Raw genomic sequence first — 19,682 nt, forward strand, 5'->3', positions numbered from 1 at the left:
CAGATCGAGCCCAGAGCAGTGTCGAAAGGGCGGGGGCAAGAGGCGCGTCATCCCCAAACGCTCAGGCTGAATCTGGACCCCGGCTTTCGCCGGGGAGAGCGGATTTTGAGTGTGGCCTAGACAGCTTCAACCTCGGCCGCCTTCCCCTCCCCCATCACCACCGCGAAGCTGCCGGCGACGATCAGCAGACCGCCGGCGCACAGCGCCACGGTCAGGTGGTCGCCAAACAGCATCACCCCGATGGCGGCGCCCATCAGCGGTTCGATATTGATGAACACCCCGGCGCTGGCGGCGCCGACCCGGGCCGAGCCGTACTGCCAGGCGGCCGTGGCCAGCAGGGTCGCCACCACGCCCTGGCCGATGATGCTGCCCCAGGCGACGGGGCTGAGGTCCAGCTTCGGCGGGCCGTGCATCAGCAGGGCGATGGGCAGGACGGTGAAAGCCGCCACGATCACCGTCGCTGCCGGAATGGCCATCGGCGCCGAGACCTTGGGCGCGCGGCGCATCACGATCAGCCAGGCCAGGAAGATGAACAGCGAGCCCAGCGATAGGGCCACGCCCAGCGGCGAGCCCGCACCATCGGGCTTGCCGGCGATCAGGGCCGCGCCCAGGGTGGCGGCGATCACGCCCGCCCAGGAGGCCCGGCTGACCGTCTCGCCAAAGAACCGGGCGCTGATGGCGATCAGGGCCGGCATGGCGCCGACCAGCAGGGCCGCCAGGGTGACGCTGACATGCGCCAGCCCCTCGAACTGCACCATGAAGGCCACGCCGTAGAGCGCCCCGGCCAGCAGCACCACCGGCGAGCGGAACAGGGCCCGCGCCTCTGCGGTCATCAGCGCGAAGGGCGCCGCCACCACCGCCGCCGAGGCGAACCGCAACAGCACCATGTGGGCGGCGTCCGTCTCGTGCAGGATCAGCTTGCCCAACGGAAAGCCCAGGCCCCAGGAGATCCCGGCCAGGACGAGGGCGAGAATGGCGAAGCGGTTCATGGCCGCTTCCTGCCGTATTCGACGGGGATTGGCGAGACCTCAGACCTCGTCGTCGAAGTCCGCCTCGTCATCCTCGACCGGCTTCGACGCCGCCGGCGGCCCCGCCTTGCGCTTGACGAACCGCAGGGCGCTGTGGGTCTTGGAGAAGCTGCAGACCTTGGTGTCGACCAGGCCCTGCCCGCGCGCGGCGGCCAGGATCTCGGTGTCCTTCAGCGGCGCGCCCTTGCCCTTCTGGGCCACGATCCAGATCGCGCCCTTGGGGCCCAGCCCGCCGATCAGGTCTTCCAGCTGATCGAAATCAGCCAGATCCTCGACGCCCAGGAACAGCAGATCGATGTTCTCCTCGGCCTCGACCGGTTCGACACGGGTCGACAGCTCCTCGAGGAACTCTTCGTCTTCCAGACCCAGGACCACGACGGTCTGGCCCGGCTTGACGCCCAGCTTGTCCAGCCGCCCCGGCGGATTGAGGATGGCATGCAGCCACCTGTCGGCCTCGCCCGGCTCCATCTCGAACCGGGTGCCGTCGTTCAGGACGAGGTCGTTGCCCTCGACCTTGATGTAGCGCAGGGCGTGGCCCTGAAAGATGCCGCGATGGGCCCCACGGAAGATCAGCTTGGGAAACTCCCACAGGAGCTTTCCCTCGCAGTCCCCGTCCGACAGGTGGCCCCAGACGCCCCGCGCTTCCTTGCCCATGACCTCAGGCGCCCTTGAAGACCGGAGCGCGCTTTTCGAGGATCGCGTCGACGCCTTCCATGTGGTCCTCGGTGTGGTGGGCGATGGCCTGGGCGGTCGCGCTCATTTCCATCAGGGTGTCATAGCTGGCGGTCGTGCCGTGCTTGAGCAGGCTCTTGGCCATGCGCAGGGCGTGCGGCGGCTGGGCGGCGATGCGGGTGGCCAGGGCCATGGCCTCGTCCATCAGGGTGTCCGCGGGAACCGCCTTGCTGATCAGGCCCCATTCGGCGGCCTTGGCCGCGTCGATGACGTCGCCGGTGAACAGCAGCTCGGCCGCGCGGCTCATGCCGATGGTGCGCGGCATCAGCCAGGCGCCGCCGTCGCCGGGGATCAGGCCCAGCTTCAGGAAGGTGACGCCGAACTTGGCGGTGTCGGCCCCGATGCGGATGTCGGTCATGCAGGCCACGTCGCAGCCCAGGCCGATGGCCGCGCCGTTGACGGCTGCGATCGAGGGAACCTCCAGGCCGTAGATGGCCCGGACGATGCGGTGGATGTTCTTGCGATAGCCGTCGCGGACCTTGACGCCGTTGCCGCCGAAGGCGCCCTCGCGGGCCTTCATCGCCTTGACGTCGCCGCCGGCCGAGAAGGCCCGGCCCGCGCCCGTCAGGATCACGCAGCGGATGTCCTGGTCGTCATTGATCGCCTCGCAGGCGGCCGCCACCTGGTCGCCGTCGCCCGGCGCGCCCAGGGCGTTCATGGCGTCGGGACGGTTGAGGGTGAGGATGGCGATGTGACCGCGTTTCTCGGTCAGGATCAGGGGGGCGTCTTGCGACATGGGTGGAGCGCTCCTGCAATGGACTAGGCCTGGAGCGTGACAGGCGCCGAAACCGGCATCCGCTTTCGACTGTCACGCCCTGGTTTTTTGCCTGCATAGCGCGGATCGCCCCGCCGCGTCGCCTCCCCAGACGCGAAAGCCCGCCGACGACCATGGACCCATCCGCCCACCGGCCCGGCCGCCGCGAACCGCGCCCGAAACCGGCCTGCCCAACGGGTTGACGGTCTTTCCGGCGCTTCAGGCGTCCACTTTTTCCCAGAATCGAGAGATTCTGCGGCCTCGATGTCCAAAACCGTACGCAGAACGGGTCTTGAGAGGCCAAATCACGAAAACGCGACTGGCATAGGCCCTCGCGCGAGCGTTGAATCATCGCGGGACGATAAAGAAAGCAGCGGCGAATGACCGTGCACATGAAGGCCCGACACGCCCTGATCATCGAGGACGAGATTTTGATCGCCTTCGAGGTAGAGGCCTTACTGGCCGAGCAGGGCTTCACCAGCTTCGACATCGCCGACAGCCCTCAGGACGCGCTGGCCATGGCCATCGCCCGCCCCCCCGATCTGATCACCGCCGACTACCGCATCATCGGCGGCACGGGCGTGGAAGCGGTGGAGGCCATTCACAAACAGCTTGGCGCGATCCCCGTGGTCTATGTCACCGGCAATTCGGATCTGCTGCTGGGGCGCGAGCCGCCGGTGGTCGGCAAGCCGATATCGCCCCGCCGCCTGGCCGAGGCCTGCGCCCGGGCCTTTTCGTCCTGACGCCTTCCACGCCCGCCCTTGTGTGACTAGGCTCGACGGGCCGTTGCGGAGGGCCAGATGAGCGTGATCGACAGCCTGGAGGCGCTGGAAGCCCTCTATGACATCGCCCCCGTCGCGGCCTCGCTGGTCAAGGTGGCGTCCCGGATCACGCCGCATTACCAGGCGCTGATCGAGGCCTCCCCGTTCGTGGCCCTGGCCACCATCGGCCCCGAGGGCCTGGATTGCAGCCCGCGCGGCGACAGGCCGGGTTTTGTGCGGGTGGCCGATCCGCAAACCCTGATCCTGCCAGACCGGCGCGGCAACAACCGCATCGACTCCCTGCGCAACGTGGTCCGCGATCCTCGGGTGGCCCTGCTGTTCCTGATCCCCGGCTCTGGCACGACCTTCCGGGTCAATGGGCGGGCGGTGATCAGCGCCGATCCGGCGCTGCTGGAGAGCTTCGCCGTCGACGGCAAGGCGCCGCGCACCGCGATGGTGATCACCGTCGAGGAAGCCTATTTCCAGTGCGCCCGCGCCATCGTGCGGTCCGGCCTTTGGAAGGCCGAGAGCCACGTCGATCCCAGAGCCCTGCCCTCGCCCGGCGCGATCCTGGCGGCGATGACCGCCGGAGAGGTCGGCGGCGAGACCTATGACCGCGAATGGCCCGAACGCGCGGCCAAGACGATGTGGTGAGGCCGCGTCAGATCCCCAGGGCGAGGCGATAGCTGGGGTGAACGATGTCGGCGTACTCCGCCGGATGCTTTTGAAGATAGCGCGCGAAGAAGGGGCAGGTCGGCAGGATCACCAGGCCGCGCGCGCGGATATCGGCCAGCACGTGTTTGGCCATTCGGCTGGCGATGCCCTGGCCTTCGACCGGGACCGGCACGATGGTTTCGGTGATCAGCAGCCCGCCGCCGACCTCGTTATAGATCACCACGGCGGTATGACCCTCGACGGTCAGCTCATACCGGCGGGCTTCGCGGTTGTCGTGGATCTCTGGGTCGATGGCCATGGGCGGCGTTCCTCGCGAAAGGCGTCTTGGGTCGATCGACGCATAACCACTCCTGGCTGACCAGGCGAGCGCGCAAACGAGAAACGGCCCCGGGCTTTCGCCCGGAGCCGCTTCGAAACACAGTGGTCGCCCCTGAAGGCGATCAGTCGTCGCGGTGCACGCGTTCGCGGCGCTCGTGACGTTCCTGGGCTTCCAGGCTGAGTGTCGCCGTGGGGCGAGCATCCAGACGGGCCAGGCCGATCGGTTCGCCCGTTTCCTCGCAGTAGCCATACGACCCATCCTCGATGCGGCGCAGGGCCTGGTCGATTTTGGAGATCAGCTTGCGTTGGCGATCACGGGTGCGCAGTTCAAGCGCCCGATCAGTTTCCGAAGACGCGCGATCGGCCAGATCGGCGTGATTTTCGGTTTCCTTCTGGAGGTGAGCGACCGTTTCGCGGGATTCGCGAAGGATCTCATCCTTCCACTCGTTCAGCTTGCCCTTGAAGTACTCAAGCTGACGCTCATTCATGAACTCCTCGCCCTCGGAAGGGCGATAGTTACTCTTATCGACTAGAACAGTGGCCGTTTGCATTAACGCCTCACGCCCCAATGAACTCCGCCTTGGTCAGGCCGGGTGCTTATACCAAAAGAATAGCCGCGTTCAATGAACCTCGCGTGAGTGGCGCGTTCAGGGGCGCTCAACTCGCGTCGTCGGCTGTAAACCCGGCCTGCGCGATATGCAGAAACGCGCGAAACCGCGGCGCGCAACATCTTGAATTCGCTGGAGGCGCGATCCTGGACATCGTCCGTGATCGTCTGCCGGATCATCAGGCACCCCGTGCCTGTTCGAGCTTGGCTTTTTCGACCGCCGCCCGGGTCTCGATCTCGTTGAGCACGCCTTCGAGCCGGGGATCATCCGTCGAATCGCGCTGCTCGCGGATCGCGCGGGTCAGCCGGTCCAGGGTGGCGGTCGAGACATCGCCGTCGAGCAGGGCGATCTTCACCTCACCCAGAATGTCGAGAATGCCGTCGGCGCGCTTCACGGCGCGCTTGCGGCGCTCCAGCGGGTCGCCCATGGCCTGCAGGGCCAGAAGCGCATCCAGCGAACCTATGCCGGCCACGCCACCCGCCTGGGCGACGCTGGCCGCGCCGCTGGCGCCATTGACCGAAGGCAGGGAAAAGCTTGAGCCGCCGCCCGAGGCCTTGGCCCGCGATGCGCCGCTCGCGCCTACGCTCCCCGTGCTCGAAACCTTCATCGGTAAGCCGCTCCATAGTCCGTGAGGCGAGTCACTCTCCTCGCCGCTAGATCATAATCAGCCTGGCCGCTTGAAGTATGGTTAATGCCGGGCAGAATCTGCCGAAGGGCGCCGTCGCGCCTGCGACGAAACGCACAAAGCCTTACGACTCAAGCCTTTGAGATTGGCCCGCTTTTGGCATGGAGCGGGGTGGGGACGTCTCCCCACGGTAGGATAGCCATGTCGCGTTTACGTCTACGCACCGTTTTCGCCCTCGTCGCCACGGCCTGCGCCCTGGTCGCCGCGCCGGCGTTCGCCAAGTCGCGGATCAAGGACATCGTCTCGTTCGAGGGCGTTCGCGACAATCAGCTGATCGGCTACGGCATCGTGGTGGGCCTGAACGGCTCGGGCGACAGCCTGCGCAACGCGCCCATGACCAAGCAGAGCCTGGAGGCCATGCTCGAGCGTCAGGGCGTCAATGTGCGCGACGGCAATCTGAACACCAAGAACGTCGCCGCCGTCATGGTCACCGCCAACCTGCCGGCCTTCTCGGCCCCGGGCGCGCGGGTCGATGTTTCGGTCTCCACCCTGGGCGACGCCAAGAACCTGCTGGGCGGCACCCTGCTGGTCACCAGCCTGCAGGGCGCGGACGGCCAGACCTATGCCGTGGCGCAGGGCAGCGTTCAGACCGGAGCGGTCTCGGCCGGCGGCGCCTCGGGCAGCTCGGTCTCCAAGGGCGTGCCCACGGCCGGCCGGATCGCCGCCGGCGGCATCATCGAGCGGGAAACCGGCTTCCAGATGGTCAATATGGGCGAGCTGCGCATGACCCTGCGCAACCCCGACTTCACCACCTCGCGCCGCATCGCCGACGTGATCAACGGCCAGTTCCCCCGCAGCGCCCAGGCCCAGAACCCCACCATCGTCGCCGTGCGCCCGCCGGCCGGCATGGACATGATCAGCTTCATCACCGCCATCGAGAACCTGCAGGTCGAGCCCGACGGCCCGGCCAAGGTGATCATCGACGAGGTGGCCGGCGTCATCGTCATGGGCGACGACGTCCGCATCAGCCAGGTGGCCATCGCCCAGGGCAACCTGACCATCTCGGTCCAGGAAACCCCGGCCGTCAGCCAGCCCGCCCCCTTCAGCCAGGGCCAGACCACGGTCGTCCCGCAGTCGGCGGTCAAGGTCGAGGAGGAAAAGGGCAAGCAGCTGATCACCCTCAACGCCGGCGCTTCGCTGAAAAGCCTGGTCGGCGGTCTCAACGCGCTGGGCGTCACCCCGCGCGACATGATCTCGATCCTGCAGGCGGTTAAGGCCGCCGGGGCCCTGCAAGCCGATATCGAGGTGATGTGATGAGCGCCCTGACCCTCACGACACCGCCGGTCACCGGACTCCAGGCCTCGGCCGGCCCCGCCTCGGGCGCCGAAATGCTGAAGCGCGGCCAGATTAAGGAGACGTCCCAGAAGTTCGAGGCGTCGTTCCTGTCGGTGATGATGCAGTCGATGTTCGCGGGCGTGAAAACCGCCGAACCGTTCGGCGGCGGCCAGGGCGAGGAAATGTTCAAGTCGCTGCTGACCGAGTCCATGGCCAAGGAAGTCTCCAAGGCCGGCGGCGTCGGTCTGGCCAGCACCGTCCAGCGTGAAATGCTCAAGCTTCAAGGGTTGAAGGACTAGTCATGGCCCTCGCCGCACACGATTCAAACGACCGCGTCGACCAGCTGGTCATCCTGACCGAGCGCCTGACCGACCTGATCGCCAAGGAGGCCACGGCCTTCGAAGCCCGCCGTCCGCAGGACGCGGCGCAATATGTCGAGGAGACGGCCAAGCTGGCCAATCTCTATCGGCATGAGTCCGCGCGGGTGCGCGCCAACATCGCCCTGATCTCCAGCGCCGACGCCGCCCTGCGCCAGCGCCTGGTGCGCGCCACCGAGGCCTTCGACGCCGTCCTGGCCCGCCAGGCGCGCGCCCTGAACGCCGCCCGCACGGTGACCGAAGGCCTGGTCAAGGCCGTGGCCGAAGAGATCGCCAACCAGCGCGCGCCCGCCTCGGGCTATGGCGCCGGCGCGCGGATGAACAATCCGGTCTCCAGCGGCACCGCCATCACGCTGAACAAGAAGGCCTAGCGGGTCGCTTCGACCCAGCGGGCGATCAGCTGTGAGATCGCCGCGCCCCTGGCGTTGATCTCCGCCAGATCCTTCAAGGCGACGACGCCCCGGTCCGGGGTCGGCCATTTGGCCAGCTTCGCCTCGTCGTCGAAATGGAAGCCGGCGGTATCCAGCGGCTTGGCGCCGCGATGGAGCACGATCCGGTATCCGCCCTTCCCGTCCAGACCCAGGGTGACGCGATCCTGGCCGTCATGGGCGAAGCTGGGCGCGTTCCACTTGATCTCCTCGGTCAGGCCGGGATGCCCGCTCAGCACGATGGCGCGCAGGACGTCGACGTCCGCCCGAACCGGCGAATCCAGCGTCGCCAGATAATCTTCGACGGATACGGATTTCTTCGCCACGCCTCACCCCCGCTTCGCGTGACGTCAGCCTAACAGACCGCAAGCATCGGGTGGAGCCTCCGGCGGCGGCCGGGGCATGAAGGCGCCATTGGTTCAGCCCTCTGGAGACGCCCCATGTCCTTCACGATTTCCGGCCTGCCGGTCGAAGACTTCCGCCCCCTGTTCGCCCTCGACACCGAGGCCCTCGCCGCGCGCGGGGTCATCCGCCGCGTCGCCACGGCAAAGCCCGGCTTTCCCTGCCGGATCGGCCTGCGCGACGCCGAACCGGGCGAGACCGTGCTGCTGCTGAATCACCAGCACCAGCCGGCCGACACGCCGTATCGGTCGGCCTACGCCATCTATGTCAGCGAGGCCGCCGTCGAGACCTGGACCGGCCGCGACACCATCCCTTCGGCAATGCGCGGCCGCCCCATCGCCCTGCGCGCCTTCAGCGATGACGGGCTGCTGCTGGCCGCAGAGGTGGCGACTGGCGATGCCCTTGAAGACGCCATGGAGCGGCAGCTGGCCGTTCCTGGCGCGGCCTATCTGCACGCTCACAATGCCGCCCATGGCTGCTTCGTGGCGCGGATAGACCGCGCTGGGACCTAGCCCGCGACCGCTTCGGCGACGACGTCGTCGAGGGCCGGATAGTCGGTGTAGCCACGCGCGTCGGGGCCGTAGAAGGTCGACGGAACCGGCGCGTTCAGCGCGGCCCCGATCCGCAGGCGCTCGACCAGGTCGGGGTTGGCGATATAGGCCTTGCCGAAGGCGATGGCGTCGTACTGGCCGGCCTGCACCGCCGCATTGGCGGTTTCGCCGGTGAACTTCTCGTTGGCGATATAGACGCCGCCGAACGCCGCCTTCAGCGCCACGCCCAGGCTGTCATCGCCCTGGTATTCGCGGGCGCAGATGAAGGCGATGCCGCGCTTGCCCAGCTCGGCGGCAACATAGCCGAACGTGGCCGCCAGATCGCTATCGCCCATGGCATGAGAGTCGGCGCGCGGGGCCAGATGGACGCCCACGCGGCCCGGGCCGAACACCGAGATCGCCGCGTCGGTGGCTTCCAGCAGCAGGCGGGCGCGGTTCTCGATCGGACCGCCGTAGTCGTCCGTGCGCTGGTTGGAGCCGTCCTGCAGGAACTGGTCGAGCAGATAGCCATTGGCGCCGTGCAGCTCCACGCCGTCGAAACCCGCGTCCTTGGCGTTCTGCGCGCCCTTCCGGAAGTCCTCGACCACGCCCTTGACCTCTTCGGTGGTCAGCGGACGGGGCGTCGCATAGGGACGCTCGGGACGCAGCAGGCTGACATGGCCCTTGGCCGCGATGGGGCTGGGGCCGACCGGCGTCTCGCCGTTCAGCAGCGAGGGATCGGAGATCCGGCCCACATGCCAGATCTGCATGAAGATGCGGCCGCCCTTGTCATGCACGGCGCGGGTGATTTGCTTCCAGCCCTCGACCTGCGCCTGCGACCAGATGCCGGGCACGCCGGCATAGCCGACGCCCTGGGGCGAGACCGGCACGCCTTCCGAGATGATCAGGCCGGCGCTGGCGCGCTGGGCGTAATACTCGGCCATCATCGCGTTGGGGATCTGGGTCGGGCCGGCGCGCAGGCGCGTCAGCGGCGCCATGATCACGCGGTTGGGCAGGTCCAGGTCGCCAAGGCGCAACGGGTCGAAAAGCGTGGGCATGAAGGCCGTCCTCAATGGATACGGCGCCGCTTGGCGGCGCCAGTGCCTGATGTGGCGCCGCACCGCAGCAAAACAACCAGCCGGGCGTGCAATTCTCCTGAGCCTGCCCTGTCAAAAACTGGACGCGCCCAGGTCGATCCGCCGCTCCGCGCCGATCGCGTCGAGGAAATCAGCGTCATGGCTGACCACCAGCAGCGCCCCGTCATAGCCCGCCAGCGCCGCTTCGATGGCCTCGATCGAGGCCAGGTCCAGATGGTTGGTGGGCTCATCCAGGATCAGCAGCTGCGACGGCGTTTCGGCGCACAGCACGCAGGCCAGGGCCGCGCGCAGGCGCTCGCCGCCGCTCAGCGTTCCAGCCAGCTGGTGGGCGGCGGTGTTGCGGAACAGGAACCGCGCCAGGGCCGCGTGGGCGTCATTGACCGAGGCGGCCGGGTTGAGCCGGCGAAAGTTCTCCAGAATGGTCTGGTCGTCGGCCAGCAACGCCGCCCGCTGGTCGAGCAGGGCGGCAGCCACGCCGCGCCGGATCTCGCCGCAGGTGGGCGCCAGATCGCCGGTCGCCAGCCGGATCAAGGTGGTCTTGCCCGCGCCGTTGGGCCCCACCACGGCGACGCGCTCGGACCCGATGATCTGGAACGACAGGCCCGAGAGCACCGCCGCCCCGTCCGGCCAGGCGAACGACACCGCATCGAAATCCAGCACCGTCTTGCCCGGCGGCAGGTGCGTCGGCGGCAGGTCAAAGGCCAGGGTCTTCATCCGCTCGACCCGGGCCTCAGCCGAAGCCCTGGCCTCGGCGGCGTCGGCCGCCAGACGCTGGGCCAGCTTGCCCTCGCGCGCGCCGCTGAGTTCCGCGCGCTCGGCCATGGCCCCCAGCAGGATTTTGGGCTCCGAGCGCTTGGCGGCGAACTTCCGACCGGCCGCATCGCGGCGATCCTTGCGCTCGCGGGCGACCTGGGCTTCACGCGCCACGCGCCGGGTCTCGCGCTCTGCGTGGTCGAGGTCGCGTTCGGCGGCGGCCGCCTCCTCGGCCTTGCGCGCGACGAACTGATCGTAGCCGCCGCCATAGGATCGCGCGCCCAGCGATGACAGCTCGACAATGCGATCCATGCCGCGCAGCAGCGACCGGTCGTGGCTGACCACCACCGCCCCGCCCTTCCAGCGCGCCAGCACCCGCCCCACCAGATCCCGGGCCGGCGCATCCAGATTGTTGGTCGGCTCGTCCAGCAACAGCACATCAGGCCGGGCGATCAGCAGCCGGGCCAGGGCCGCGCGGGTGGCCTGGCCACCCGACAGCGACCGCGCCGGGCGCTGGGGGTCAAGGTCGGGCAGACCCACGTCGCCCAGGGCCTGGGCGATGCGGCCGGGCAGGTCCCAGTCGGCTTCGGACAGGTCGGCTTCGTCGCCCTCCCCCGCCTCGATCCGGCTCAGACGGTCCCACGCGGCCGCGACGCCCAGCAGGGCGACGAGCCGGTCATCGGTCGACAGGTCGGGCGTCTGGTCCAGCAGGGCGACACTGCCGACGCGGGTCACGGCCCCGGCGGCGGGCGGTCTCAAGCCGGCCAGGATGGCCAGCAGGCTCGACTTGCCCACGCCGTTGCGGCCGACCAGGCCGATGCGCTCGGTCCCGATCGAGAGGGTCAGGTTTTCGAAGAGGCGGCGGCCGTCAGGCGTGGCGGCGGCGACGGAGTCCAGCGTGATGAAGGCTGACATGGGGGCTCACGGTCAGGGGAACGGGAAGGACGAACAGGTCTTCCGTCGCGCTGATCATGGGAGCCTCCATCAATAATCGAAGGCGGCCGATTTACGCCGACAAACGGCGTTCGGCAAGCTGGGCCGGGACGCGCCTAGTTCGGCGCGATGGTGTTGAACACATAGATCAGCGAGCCCACGCCGCCGATGAACACCATGAAGTCGACGACCGGGTTGCGCGGCTTGACGCCCTGGGCATCGCGGATCGCCTGCTTGCCCTGTTCCTGCTTGTCAGTCTTCGCGGGCTTGGCGGCCTTGCTCATGATGCGCTCCGTTTCTGCAGCCATTGAGCCAGACAGTGCTGAAGATGGAGCTTTCAAAGGCGGTTAAGGCGCGGAAACCAAACCCCTGCCGCCACGGCCCTGCTGACACCCACTGTCAGCAGGCGGCGCAGCTTCCGCGCCGCGACATTTGTTCGCATCTTGTTCTTGTGTTAATTCCCGGATCGAACCCTACATATAGCCGCTGCGCTGCACCCTCCCTGCGGCTCTCTGCGTTCCGGAAAACATGGCTGAACAACTGAACTTCATCCGCGTGCGTGGCGCGCGTGAGCACAATCTGAAGAACGTCAGCGTCGACATCCCGCGCGGCGAACTGGTGGTGCTGACCGGCCTGTCGGGCTCGGGCAAGAGCTCGCTGGCGTTCGACACCATCTATGCCGAGGGCCAGCGTCGCTACGTCGAGAGCCTGTCGGCCTATGCGCGTCAGTTCCTGGAACTGATGAGCAAGCCGGACGTCGACCTGATCGAGGGCCTGTCGCCGGCCATCTCGATCGAGCAGAAGACCACCAGCCGCAATCCGCGCTCGACCGTCGGCACGGTCACCGAGATCCACGACTACATGCGCCTGCTGTGGGCGCGGGTCGGCATTCCCTATTCGCCCGCGACCGGCCTGCCTATCGAAAGCCAGACCATCAGCCAGATGGTCGACAAGATCACCGTCCTGCCCGAGGGCACGCGTCTCTATCTGCTGGCCCCGGTCGTTCGCGACCGCAAGGGCGAGTACAAGAAGGAGATCGCCGAGTGGCAGAAGGCCGGCTTCCAGCGGCTGAAGATCGACGGCGAATACTATCCGATCGAGGACGCCCCGGCCCTCGACAAGAAGTTCAAGCACGACATCGACGTGGTCGTGGACCGCATCGTCACCAAGCCCGACATGGAGCAGCGGCTGGCCGACTCCATCGAGCAGGCCCTGCGCCTGGCCGACGGTCTGGCCGTCGCCGAATGGGCGACGATCGACGAGGGCGAGAAGGAGCCCAAGCGGCTGCTGTTCTCGGAACGCTTCGCCTGCCCGGTCAGCGGGTTCACGATCGCCGAGATCGAGCCGCGCCTGTTCTCGTTCAACAATCCGGCGGGCGCCTGTCCGGCCTGTGACGGCCTGGGGGCCAAGCTGGCCTTCGACGCCGACATGGTCATTCCGGACAAGGACAAGAGCCTGCACAAGGGCGCCGTCGCGCCCTGGGCCAAGGGCCCCTCGCCGCTCTACACCCAGACCCTGCAGGCCCTGGCCCGCCACTACGGCTTCTCGATGGACGAGCCCTGGCACAAGCTGGCCCCCAGCGCCCGCGACATCGTGCTGTTCGGGTCCAAGGGTGAGAAGATCAAGTTCACCTATGACGACAACGCCCGCAAATACGAGGTCGCCAAGCCCTTCGAGGGCGTGTTGCCGAACCTCGAACGTCGCTGGCGCGAGACCGACAGCAGCTGGGTTCGCGAGGAGCTGGGCCGCTACCAGTCCGACACGCCGTGCGAGGTCTGCCACGGCAAGCGCCTGAAGCCCGAGGCCCTGGCGGTCAAGATCGCCGGCATGGACATCGCCCAGGTCTCGATGCTGGCCATCCGTCCGGCCAAGGACTGGTTCGCCGGCCTGGAGGCCCAGTTCAGCGACAAGCAGATGGAGATCGCCCGGCGGATCCTGAAGGAGATCAATGATCGCCTGCGGTTCCTGGTCGATGTCGGTCTGGACTATCTGAACCTCTCACGCGGCTCGGGCACCCTGTCGGGCGGCGAGAGCCAGCGTATCCGCCTGGCCAGCCAGATCGGTTCGGGTCTGACCGGCGTGCTCTACGTGCTGGACGAGCCGTCGATCGGCCTGCACCAGCGCGACAACACCCGGCTGCTGCAGTCGCTGCAGGGCCTGCGGGATCTGGGCAATTCGGTGCTGGTCGTCGAGCACGACGAGGAAGCCATCCTCACCGCCGACTATGTGATCGACATGGGTCCGGCCGCCGGCGTGCACGGCGGCGAGATCGTCGCCGAGGGCAAGCCGGCCGACATCATGGCCAACCCCAACAGCATCACCGGCATGTACCTGACCGGCGCCCGCGAGATCGAGGTCCCGGAAGAGCGCCGGCCGATCAACAAGAAGAAGATGCTGCGCGTCATCGGCGCCACCGGCAACAACCTCAAGGGCGTGACCGGCGAGATCCCGGTCGGAACCTTCACCTGCATCACGGGCGTGTCCGGCGGCGGCAAGTCGACCTTCACCATCGAGACCCTCTACAAGGCCGCCGCCCGTCGCCTGAACAACGCCAGCGACGCCCCGGCCCAGCACGAGCGCATCGAGGGACTGGAGAACTTCGACAAGGTCATCGACATCGACCAGTCGCCCATCGGCCGCACCCCGCGCTCGAACCCGGCCACCTATACCGGCGCCTTTGGCCCGATCCGCGACTGGTTCGCCCAGCTGCCGGAGAGCAAGGCGCGCGGCTATGGCCCCGGCCGGTTCAGCTTCAACGTCAAGGGCGGCCGTTGCGAGGCCTGCCAGGGCGACGGCCTGATCAAGATCGAGATGCACTTCCTGCCCGACGTTTACGTCACCTGCGACGTCTGCAAGGGCAAGCGCTACAACCGCGAGACCCTGGACATCCTGTTCAAGGGCAAGACCATCGCCGACATCCTGGACATGACCGTCGAGGAGTCCGCCGACTTCTTCAAGGCCGTGCCACCGATCCGCGACAAGATGGAGACCCTGAAGCGGGTGGGCCTGACCTATATCAAGGTCGGCCAGTCGGCGACGACGCTGTCGGGCGGCGAGGCCCAGCGGGTGAAGCTGTCCAAGGAGCTGAGCAAGCGCGCCACCGGCCGCACGCTCTACATCCTCGACGAGCCAACCACCGGGCTGCATTTCGAGGACACCAAGAAGCTGCTGGAAGTGCTGCATGAGCTGGTCGACCAGGGCAACACCGTGGTCGTCATCGAGCATAACCTCGACGTGGTGAAGACCGCCGACTGGCTGCTGGACTTCGGTCCCGAAGGCGGCGACGGCGGCGGCGAGATCGTCGCCGTGGGCTCGCCCCAGGACGTGGCCAAGGTCGAGGCCTCGTGGACCGGGCGCTATCTGAAGGACGTGCTGGACCGCCACGAGGTGCGCCGCAAGGCGCGGGTGGCGGAGCTGAAGAAGAGCAAGCGGGCTTAGACGAAGTGATCGTTTCGCGTTGAAGCGATCACCAAAAACCCGCTCTCCCCGGCGACCCGAAGGGCGGCGAAGCCAACGCCGGGGCCCAGATTCAGCCTGAGCGTTTGGGGATGATGCGCCTTGGCGCAGAGCCACAATCACCCACGCCCTGGGTTCGATCTGGACCCCGGCGTTGGCTTCGCCGCCCTTCGGGTCGCCGGGGAGAGCGGAGAAAGGTTAGACGCTCGGCGCCACCGGCTCCGCCCCGCCCGCCTTCAGGATCCGGTAGATCTCCGGCGCCGGCGAGAAGATGATCAGCGACGTCAGCACCGAGATCACGCCCGCGAACACCGCCCGCGCCACGCCGATCGGCGTGAAGAAGGTCTCCAGCGAGCTCATGTCCGGCTCGAACAGGCCGCCCAGGCCGCTGATGCCGCCCGAGGCGATCACGCCCACGGCGGCCACGATGGTCATGACCAGCAGATAGACGATCACCGCCATCACCACCGCCAGCACATAGGCGCCCAGCATCGCGCCGACATGACCCTTGGTCATCGCCCAAGAGGCCCGGATGGCGATGCGGCCGGTGTCGAAGGTCATGGTCGAGGCGAACGACAGACGCACGGCGAAATAGATCATCAGGCAAGCCACGCCGACAAAGCCGATCAGGCCCGTCAGCGCCGCGACGGCGCCGCCGCCCGCCGCCACGCCGATCCCCACCAGGATGGCCGACAGCAGGATGGCCATGACATAGACCGCCAGAAAGATCAGGTTCACCAGGATCAGCGCTCCGGCCTGCCGCAGCTCGTCCGCGCCAAAGCGCAGATAGGCCGAGCGGCTGTCGCCCGGCTGCAGGACCATGCGGTTCACCGCCGCCAGCATCACCGAATAGAGCGCCAGGCTATAAACCAGCGACACGCCCATCAGCGGCGCCAGCCCACTCATGACTGTCAGCATCTCCTCGGGAGAGGCGTTGTTGTCGCCGCTGATCGCCATGAAGGCGTTCAGCTGCGGCCCGGCGATCTTGATGGTCAGGGTGCTGGTCAGCAGCGACAGCACCGTCATCAGCACAGCCCACACCGCCACGGTCCGCGGATGCTCCCGCACGAGCCGGAAGCCGACGAAGGCGGCGTCGGAGGCGGAGAACTTGGACATGCGGCCCTCGGGGACGGAACGAGACAAGCGCTACGCGTAACAAGGTTTGCGGCGTTTCGACAGGGCGCGGACGCCGAAATCGACGTGCGCACGAATGCGGCTTGCTCGCTGCGCCTGACCAACTCTAACATCTGTTTGAAAGCGACCGTCAGCGTCGCCAATCCGGGAGGTCTCGATGAAGCTCTATGGCGAAGCCAACCCCGCGCCCAATCCGCGCCGGGTGCGTATCTTCCTGGCCGAAAAGGGCGTCGACCTGCCGGAGATCCGCGTCGGCATGCGCCAGGGTGGTCATAAGTCGCCCGAGCACAAGGCCCGCAACAGCCTGGGTCAGGTCCCGACGCTTGAGCTGGATGACGGGACGACGATCAGTGAGAGCATCGCGATCTGCCGCTATCTGGAGGCCCTGCATCCGCAGCCGCCGATGTTCGGGACCACCGCGCTGGAGCAGGCCCGGATCGACATGTGGGTGCGGCGGATCGAGTTCCAGCTGCTGATCCCGGTCGGCATGTTCTGGCGCCACGCCCATCCGCTGACCGCGTCCCTGCTCAAGCAGAACGTCGAGTTCGGCGAGTCCAACCGCGAGATCGTGGGCCGGGCGCTGAAATGGCTGGATCGCGAGCTGGCCGACGGCCGCGCGTTCATCGCCGGCGAGACCTATTCGATCGCCGACATCGTGGCCCAGACCACGATCGACTTCGCCGCCTTCACCGGCCTGGAAGTTCCGGAGGAGACGCCGCATCTGGCGGCTTGGCGCGAACGCGTGGGATCGCGGCCCAGCGCGGCCGCCTGAATTTTTCCGCTCTTCCCGGCGAAGGCCGGGACCCAGATTCAGCCTGAGCGTCTGGGGATGACGCGCCTTCTGACGGAGCCAGGCGCAACCCCACTCCGGGTTCGATCTGGACCCCGGCTTTCGCCGGGGAGAGCGGAAGGTAGTTGAAGCCTAAGCCTCGCCCGCCGTCAGCTGCCGCAGGGCGGCGGCGGGGGCCGAGGTGACGATCACCGCCTGCAGGGTCAGGAACACCGGGGCCAGCAGCAGATTGGCCAGCAGGGCCAGGATCAGGCGCGGGTGGCTGGCGGCCGGCCCGCCGGCAATCGGATCTTCCAGCCCGCCGGCGAGAACCGCGCCAACGATGCTGGAGACCGTGGCGCCGAGGATCGAGACCAGCACGCACATCACGATGACGATCACCAGCATCGCCAGCAGTCGCCAGAACTGCCCGTGGGTCAGCAGCCAGGCGGCGCGCGGATCAATGTGGCCGACCATGAAGGCGTGGGGCGCCAGCAGCGACAGCCGCACCGCCACCCAGGTCGACAGGCCGATCACGGTCAGGGCGCCCAGGAAGCCGAACCAGCCGGCCACAGGCGTGCCACCCAGCAACGCCGTTCCCAGGGCCACGACGCCGCCGGGGATCACCATCACCATCAGGGTGGCCGCCCAGTGGATCAGCGAGACGACCAGCAGTCGCAGGTCCTCGCGGCCGACCCGCAGATAGGCCCAGCGCCGCTGCTCGGGGTGCAGCACGGCGCGCATGATGGCCGCCGACAGGATCGCGCCCAGCACCAGGGCCAGCATGATCAGCAGCACCATCACCCCGCCCAGGCGAGAGACGATGTCGAGGATCTCGCGCGGGTCGGCCGACGACGAGCGCAGCGCCAGATCGGCGCGGTCCTGCTCGCCCAGCACCATCTTGACCAGCAGACCCAGCAGCGGAAGCGTCACCAGCGAGAAGCCGGCCCAGGCCAGCACCACGACCGGGTGACGGCGCATGGTCCGCAGGCCTTCGAAGGCGGCGTCGACGGGCGAAAGCGCGGTCATCTAGACTTCCTGCGAGGGCGACGCGGCCGGGCCATGGCGGCGTCGATAAACGTGAACAAGCGCCCCGGTCCAGACCGGGGCCAGATAGACATAGCCGAAGATCGCGCCCAGCGCCGCCAGCACACCGTCAAAGCCCGGCCCGGCCCAGCGTCCAAACAGGCCGCCGACCGCCAGCAGGACCGCGAACGGCGCGGCGAGCACGGCGCCGGCGACCAGCACCTGCAGGCCGACCCCGCGCGTCAGCGGAAAGGCGCTCAGCACCCGCACCCCCGACTGGTCCACCGAGGCCGCCGCCGCCAGCGACAGGCGCACAGCCAGCCACAGCAGCAGGGCCAGGCCCAGCAGCGGCGCGGCGCCGGCCACGATGGTTCCGGGTCCCGAACCGGCCAGGGCGTCGCGCCAGGCCTGGGACGAGGTGGCGTCAAAGCCCGGCGCATTGGCCCGCGCCACGCCCAGGGCGATGGCCCCGACCACCAGGATCAGCACCGCCGCCACCACGAACAGGAAGACCGCCACCAGCAGCTGAACGCCCAGCAACCGCCACTCATCCAGGCCCCAGCGCAAACCGGCCAGGCCGGCGGACCTGCCAAAGGCGTGGCGATAGAGCGCCCCACAGGCCAGGGCTATGGCGATGATCTCGGCCAGCAGCGCCAGACCGCTCACGGCGGGCGGCAGGACGCGGGTCAGGACGCTGATCACGACGGCGGTCAGCAGAGCGGCCCAGCAGGCGCGCACCGACGGACCCAGGCCCGTCACCCCCGCCCGAACGGTCGCCCCGATCGCGACCGATCCATCCGTCATCGCACGCCCCTCATGACCCTGCGCCGCGCGAGTCGCGCGGGCTGGCCTGTTTACGACGCGCAGCGCCCGGTTGCGACGCGTCGCGCCGGTCTGCGAACGAATTTCCGCCGGACGTGGCGCCCGCGCCGCGTTACGCGTCCCGCTTCAGGCTCAGATCCCCATAGGCCGCCGCCCACGGTGCGCAGACCAGGGTGACAAGGCACGACCCGATCAGGGTCCAGACCAGTCCCACCACGGCTAGCCACGGCCAGACGCGCCGCAGCAGATCGAGCGGCGGCTGAGCCAGGAACGCCTGCACGGCCTGGGGATCGTTGAGCCAGACCGGCGGCCCGCCCGCCGCGAACATCGCGCCCAGCACCACGCCGGCGACGACCAGCTCAAGGACGAACACCACCAGCAGGCTCAGCACCGCCACGCCCAGCAGCCGCCAGGCCGAACCGCGCGTCAGCGACCACGACTCAAACAGGCGAAACTGACCGTCGGCGAAGGTCATGGGCGCGGCCATCGACAGGCGAAGGCCTAGCCACACCAGCACCACAACTGCGACCAGACCCAGCCCGACCGCCGTGACAATGCCCGCTGTCGCGCCCTGGCCCTGCGCTCCGCTGGCCAGACCGACGATGAAGGCCGGCAGCATCACGCCCAGGGCCGCAATCACCGCGACGATATAGGCCAGCACGCTGACCACCAGGAACAGCAGGGTCAGCCACAGCTCCTGCGCGCCCAGCCGCAGGAAGGCGCCGCGCGACTGCCCGGGCTCCAGCACAGCGCGGAACACCGCCGAGCAGATCACGGCCTTGATGAAGGTGCTCCACAGCCAGCCGCCGATCTGCACCAGCATCATGCCCGACTGCAGCTGCATCATCTGACGCATGGTGTCCTGGTCAATCGGCCCGTCCCTGGGCGTCATCATGGCCGCGAAGGTCTTGATCATCTCCGGTCCCATCAGCGGGATCAGCGCCAGCATCGGCGCCAGAGACAGGACCAGTATTACAACACCCCAGGTCAGGACCGCTCCCGGATGGCGCGCGATCACGCCAAAGCCCGCGAACGCCGAACCCGTCACCGAGATCTTGGCCATCGGCTTCCCCCATGCCCTGCCGTGCGCGAGGCGCGCCGGACTTGCCGTGAGCCTAC

Annotated in this window: 22 protein-coding genes; 8 read left to right on the forward strand and 14 right to left on the reverse strand. The window is 68.1% G+C overall.

Features of this window, described 5'->3' with window-relative positions:
• Positions 1–116: 116 nt before the first annotated feature.
• The 3 genes from ACW17V_RS14215 to ACW17V_RS14225 are packed head-to-tail and all read right to left on the reverse strand — an operon-like array spanning position 117 to position 2,496.
• Positions 117–989: a DMT family transporter gene (locus ACW17V_RS14215; protein ID WP_492105736.1), complete on the reverse strand. Its 873-nt coding sequence runs from the start codon at positions 987–989 to the stop codon at positions 117–119.
• A 39-nt stretch (positions 990–1,028) separates the two neighbouring features.
• Positions 1,029–1,682: a DUF3052 domain-containing protein gene (locus ACW17V_RS14220; protein WP_492105737.1), complete on the reverse strand. Its 654-nt coding sequence runs from the start codon at positions 1,680–1,682 to the stop codon at positions 1,029–1,031.
• A 4-nt stretch (positions 1,683–1,686) separates the two neighbouring features.
• Positions 1,687–2,496, reverse strand: a complete 810-nt coding sequence (locus ACW17V_RS14225) for a crotonase/enoyl-CoA hydratase family protein (protein WP_492105738.1) — start codon at positions 2,494–2,496, stop codon at positions 1,687–1,689.
• Positions 2,497–2,894: 398 nt separating this feature from the next.
• Between ACW17V_RS14225 and ACW17V_RS14230 the strand changes: the two genes are divergently transcribed.
• Together ACW17V_RS14230 and ACW17V_RS14235 are read left to right on the forward strand one after the other, a co-directional pair.
• A complete protein-coding gene (locus ACW17V_RS14230; protein ID WP_492105739.1) occupies positions 2,895–3,257 on the forward strand; it encodes a response regulator in 363 nt (120 codons plus the stop codon).
• A gap of 57 nt (positions 3,258–3,314) precedes the next feature.
• Positions 3,315–3,929, forward strand: coding sequence for a pyridoxamine 5'-phosphate oxidase family protein (locus ACW17V_RS14235; RefSeq protein ID WP_492105740.1), 615 nt, complete (start codon positions 3,315–3,317; stop codon positions 3,927–3,929).
• Between the two features lie 7 nt (positions 3,930–3,936).
• Here the strand turns inward: ACW17V_RS14235 and ACW17V_RS14240 are convergent, their stop codons facing one another.
• The 3 genes from ACW17V_RS14240 to fliX form a co-directional block, all read right to left on the reverse strand.
• Complete coding sequence (locus tag ACW17V_RS14240; RefSeq protein ID WP_492105741.1) at positions 3,937–4,248, reverse strand: GNAT family N-acetyltransferase; 312 nt, start codon at positions 4,246–4,248, stop codon at positions 3,937–3,939.
• Between the two features lie 142 nt (positions 4,249–4,390).
• The gene (dksA, locus tag ACW17V_RS14245; RefSeq protein WP_492108802.1) at positions 4,391–4,819 is read right to left on the reverse strand and encodes an RNA polymerase-binding protein DksA; all 429 of its coding nucleotides are present in this window, start codon (positions 4,817–4,819) and stop codon (positions 4,391–4,393) included.
• A 235-nt stretch (positions 4,820–5,054) separates the two neighbouring features.
• Complete coding sequence (gene fliX / locus ACW17V_RS14250) at positions 5,055–5,483, reverse strand: flagellar assembly regulator FliX (protein WP_492105742.1); 429 nt, start codon at positions 5,481–5,483, stop codon at positions 5,055–5,057.
• Between the two features lie 219 nt (positions 5,484–5,702).
• On the opposite strand from fliX, the gene ACW17V_RS14255 reads away from it, so the two are divergent.
• Genes ACW17V_RS14255 through ACW17V_RS14265 form a run of 3 tightly spaced genes read left to right on the forward strand, consistent with a single transcriptional unit; the run spans position 5,703 to position 7,584 of the window.
• Positions 5,703–6,815 (forward strand): flagellar basal body P-ring protein FlgI, encoded by a 1,113-nt coding sequence (locus ACW17V_RS14255; RefSeq protein ID WP_492105743.1) that lies wholly within the window; start codon positions 5,703–5,705, stop codon positions 6,813–6,815.
• The gene (locus tag ACW17V_RS14260; protein WP_492105744.1) at positions 6,815–7,135 is read left to right on the forward strand and encodes a rod-binding protein; all 321 of its coding nucleotides are present in this window, start codon (positions 6,815–6,817) and stop codon (positions 7,133–7,135) included. The genes ACW17V_RS14255 and ACW17V_RS14260 overlap by 1 nt, the downstream gene beginning before the upstream one ends.
• Before the next feature lie 2 nt (positions 7,136–7,137).
• Entirely contained in the window at positions 7,138–7,584 is a 447-nt protein-coding gene (locus ACW17V_RS14265; RefSeq protein ID WP_492105745.1) for a flagellar basal body protein, read from the forward strand.
• On the opposite strand, the gene ACW17V_RS14270 is transcribed toward ACW17V_RS14265, so the two are convergent.
• Positions 7,581–7,967, reverse strand: coding sequence for a DUF1801 domain-containing protein (locus tag ACW17V_RS14270; protein WP_492105746.1), 387 nt, complete (start codon positions 7,965–7,967; stop codon positions 7,581–7,583). The genes ACW17V_RS14265 and ACW17V_RS14270 overlap by 4 nt on opposite strands.
• Positions 7,968–8,081: 114 nt before the next feature.
• On the opposite strand from ACW17V_RS14270, the gene ACW17V_RS14275 reads away from it, so the two are divergent.
• Positions 8,082–8,555, forward strand: coding sequence for a DUF1203 domain-containing protein (locus tag ACW17V_RS14275; RefSeq protein ID WP_492105747.1), 474 nt, complete (start codon positions 8,082–8,084; stop codon positions 8,553–8,555).
• Here the strand turns inward: ACW17V_RS14275 and ACW17V_RS14280 are convergent.
• From ACW17V_RS14280 to ACW17V_RS14290, 3 genes are all read right to left on the reverse strand, one after another.
• Positions 8,552–9,631, reverse strand: a complete 1,080-nt coding sequence (locus tag ACW17V_RS14280; RefSeq protein WP_492105748.1) for an alkene reductase — start codon at positions 9,629–9,631, stop codon at positions 8,552–8,554. The two genes, ACW17V_RS14275 and ACW17V_RS14280, sit on opposite strands and share 4 nt — an antisense overlap.
• Before the next feature lie 111 nt (positions 9,632–9,742).
• Positions 9,743–11,338, reverse strand: coding sequence for an ABC-F family ATP-binding cassette domain-containing protein (locus ACW17V_RS14285; RefSeq protein WP_492105749.1), 1,596 nt, complete (start codon positions 11,336–11,338; stop codon positions 9,743–9,745).
• Between the two features lie 134 nt (positions 11,339–11,472).
• Positions 11,473–11,640: a hypothetical protein gene (locus ACW17V_RS14290; RefSeq protein ID WP_492105750.1), complete on the reverse strand. Its 168-nt coding sequence runs from the start codon at positions 11,638–11,640 to the stop codon at positions 11,473–11,475.
• A gap of 244 nt (positions 11,641–11,884) precedes the next feature.
• Here ACW17V_RS14290 and uvrA point away from each other — a divergent pair, with 244 nt between their 5' ends.
• Positions 11,885–14,794, forward strand: coding sequence for an excinuclease ABC subunit UvrA (uvrA, locus tag ACW17V_RS14295; protein WP_492105751.1), 2,910 nt, complete (start codon positions 11,885–11,887; stop codon positions 14,792–14,794).
• Between the two features lie 216 nt (positions 14,795–15,010).
• Here uvrA and ACW17V_RS14300 read toward each other — a convergent pair whose 3' ends face one another.
• Entirely contained in the window at positions 15,011–15,928 is a 918-nt protein-coding gene (locus tag ACW17V_RS14300) for a hypothetical protein (RefSeq protein ID WP_492105752.1), read from the reverse strand.
• Between the two features lie 175 nt (positions 15,929–16,103).
• Here ACW17V_RS14300 and ACW17V_RS14305 point away from each other — a divergent pair, with 175 nt between their 5' ends.
• Positions 16,104–16,718, forward strand: a complete 615-nt coding sequence (locus ACW17V_RS14305; protein ID WP_492105753.1) for a glutathione S-transferase family protein — start codon at positions 16,104–16,106, stop codon at positions 16,716–16,718.
• 150 nt (positions 16,719–16,868) lie between these two features.
• Here ACW17V_RS14305 and ACW17V_RS14310 read toward each other — a convergent pair whose 3' ends face one another.
• The 3 genes from ACW17V_RS14310 to ACW17V_RS14320 all read right to left on the reverse strand — a co-directional run bounded on the left by ACW17V_RS14310 (position 16,869) and on the right by ACW17V_RS14320 (position 19,626).
• On the reverse strand, positions 16,869–17,744 hold the full coding sequence (locus tag ACW17V_RS14310) for a hypothetical protein (RefSeq protein WP_492105754.1): 876 nt from the start codon (positions 17,742–17,744) through the stop codon (positions 16,869–16,871).
• A complete protein-coding gene (locus tag ACW17V_RS14315; RefSeq protein ID WP_492105755.1) occupies positions 17,745–18,545 on the reverse strand; it encodes a hypothetical protein in 801 nt (266 codons plus the stop codon).
• A gap of 130 nt (positions 18,546–18,675) precedes the next feature.
• A complete protein-coding gene (locus ACW17V_RS14320) occupies positions 18,676–19,626 on the reverse strand; it encodes a hypothetical protein (RefSeq protein WP_492105756.1) in 951 nt (316 codons plus the stop codon).
• Between the last annotated feature and the right edge of the window lie 56 nt (positions 19,627–19,682).

This window comes from Caulobacter sp. FV2ye17ST (assembly GCF_058680955.1).

Coding starts and splice junctions, on each gene's coding strand:
- ACW17V_RS14320 (WP_492105756.1), bottom strand. CDS start 19,626: ATGGCCAAGATCTCGGTGACGGGTTCGGCGTTCGCGGGCTTTGGCGTG.
- uvrA (WP_492105751.1), top strand. CDS start 11,885: ATGGCTGAACAACTGAACTTCATCCGCGTGCGTGGCGCGCGTGAGCAC.
- ACW17V_RS14230 (WP_492105739.1), top strand. CDS start 2,895: ATGACCGTGCACATGAAGGCCCGACACGCCCTGATCATCGAGGACGAG.
- ACW17V_RS14220 (WP_492105737.1), bottom strand. CDS start 1,682: ATGGGCAAGGAAGCGCGGGGCGTCTGGGGCCACCTGTCGGACGGGGAC.
- fliX (WP_492105742.1), bottom strand. CDS start 5,483: ATGAAGGTTTCGAGCACGGGGAGCGTAGGCGCGAGCGGCGCATCGCGG.
- ACW17V_RS14255 (WP_492105743.1), top strand. CDS start 5,703: ATGTCGCGTTTACGTCTACGCACCGTTTTCGCCCTCGTCGCCACGGCC.
- ACW17V_RS14265 (WP_492105745.1), top strand. CDS start 7,138: ATGGCCCTCGCCGCACACGATTCAAACGACCGCGTCGACCAGCTGGTC.
- ACW17V_RS14300 (WP_492105752.1), bottom strand. CDS start 15,928: ATGTCCAAGTTCTCCGCCTCCGACGCCGCCTTCGTCGGCTTCCGGCTC.
- ACW17V_RS14215 (WP_492105736.1), bottom strand. CDS start 989: ATGAACCGCTTCGCCATTCTCGCCCTCGTCCTGGCCGGGATCTCCTGG.
- ACW17V_RS14290 (WP_492105750.1), bottom strand. CDS start 11,640: ATGAGCAAGGCCGCCAAGCCCGCGAAGACTGACAAGCAGGAACAGGGC.
- ACW17V_RS14240 (WP_492105741.1), bottom strand. CDS start 4,248: ATGGCCATCGACCCAGAGATCCACGACAACCGCGAAGCCCGCCGGTAT.
- ACW17V_RS14275 (WP_492105747.1), top strand. CDS start 8,082: ATGTCCTTCACGATTTCCGGCCTGCCGGTCGAAGACTTCCGCCCCCTG.
- ACW17V_RS14235 (WP_492105740.1), top strand. CDS start 3,315: ATGAGCGTGATCGACAGCCTGGAGGCGCTGGAAGCCCTCTATGACATC.
- ACW17V_RS14260 (WP_492105744.1), top strand. CDS start 6,815: ATGAGCGCCCTGACCCTCACGACACCGCCGGTCACCGGACTCCAGGCC.
- ACW17V_RS14315 (WP_492105755.1), bottom strand. CDS start 18,545: ATGACGGATGGATCGGTCGCGATCGGGGCGACCGTTCGGGCGGGGGTG.
- ACW17V_RS14225 (WP_492105738.1), bottom strand. CDS start 2,496: ATGTCGCAAGACGCCCCCCTGATCCTGACCGAGAAACGCGGTCACATC.
- ACW17V_RS14310 (WP_492105754.1), bottom strand. CDS start 17,744: ATGACCGCGCTTTCGCCCGTCGACGCCGCCTTCGAAGGCCTGCGGACC.
- ACW17V_RS14280 (WP_492105748.1), bottom strand. CDS start 9,631: ATGCCCACGCTTTTCGACCCGTTGCGCCTTGGCGACCTGGACCTGCCC.
- ACW17V_RS14285 (WP_492105749.1), bottom strand. CDS start 11,338: ATGTCAGCCTTCATCACGCTGGACTCCGTCGCCGCCGCCACGCCTGAC.
- ACW17V_RS14305 (WP_492105753.1), top strand. CDS start 16,104: ATGAAGCTCTATGGCGAAGCCAACCCCGCGCCCAATCCGCGCCGGGTG.
- dksA (WP_492108802.1), bottom strand. CDS start 4,819: ATGCAAACGGCCACTGTTCTAGTCGATAAGAGTAACTATCGCCCTTCC.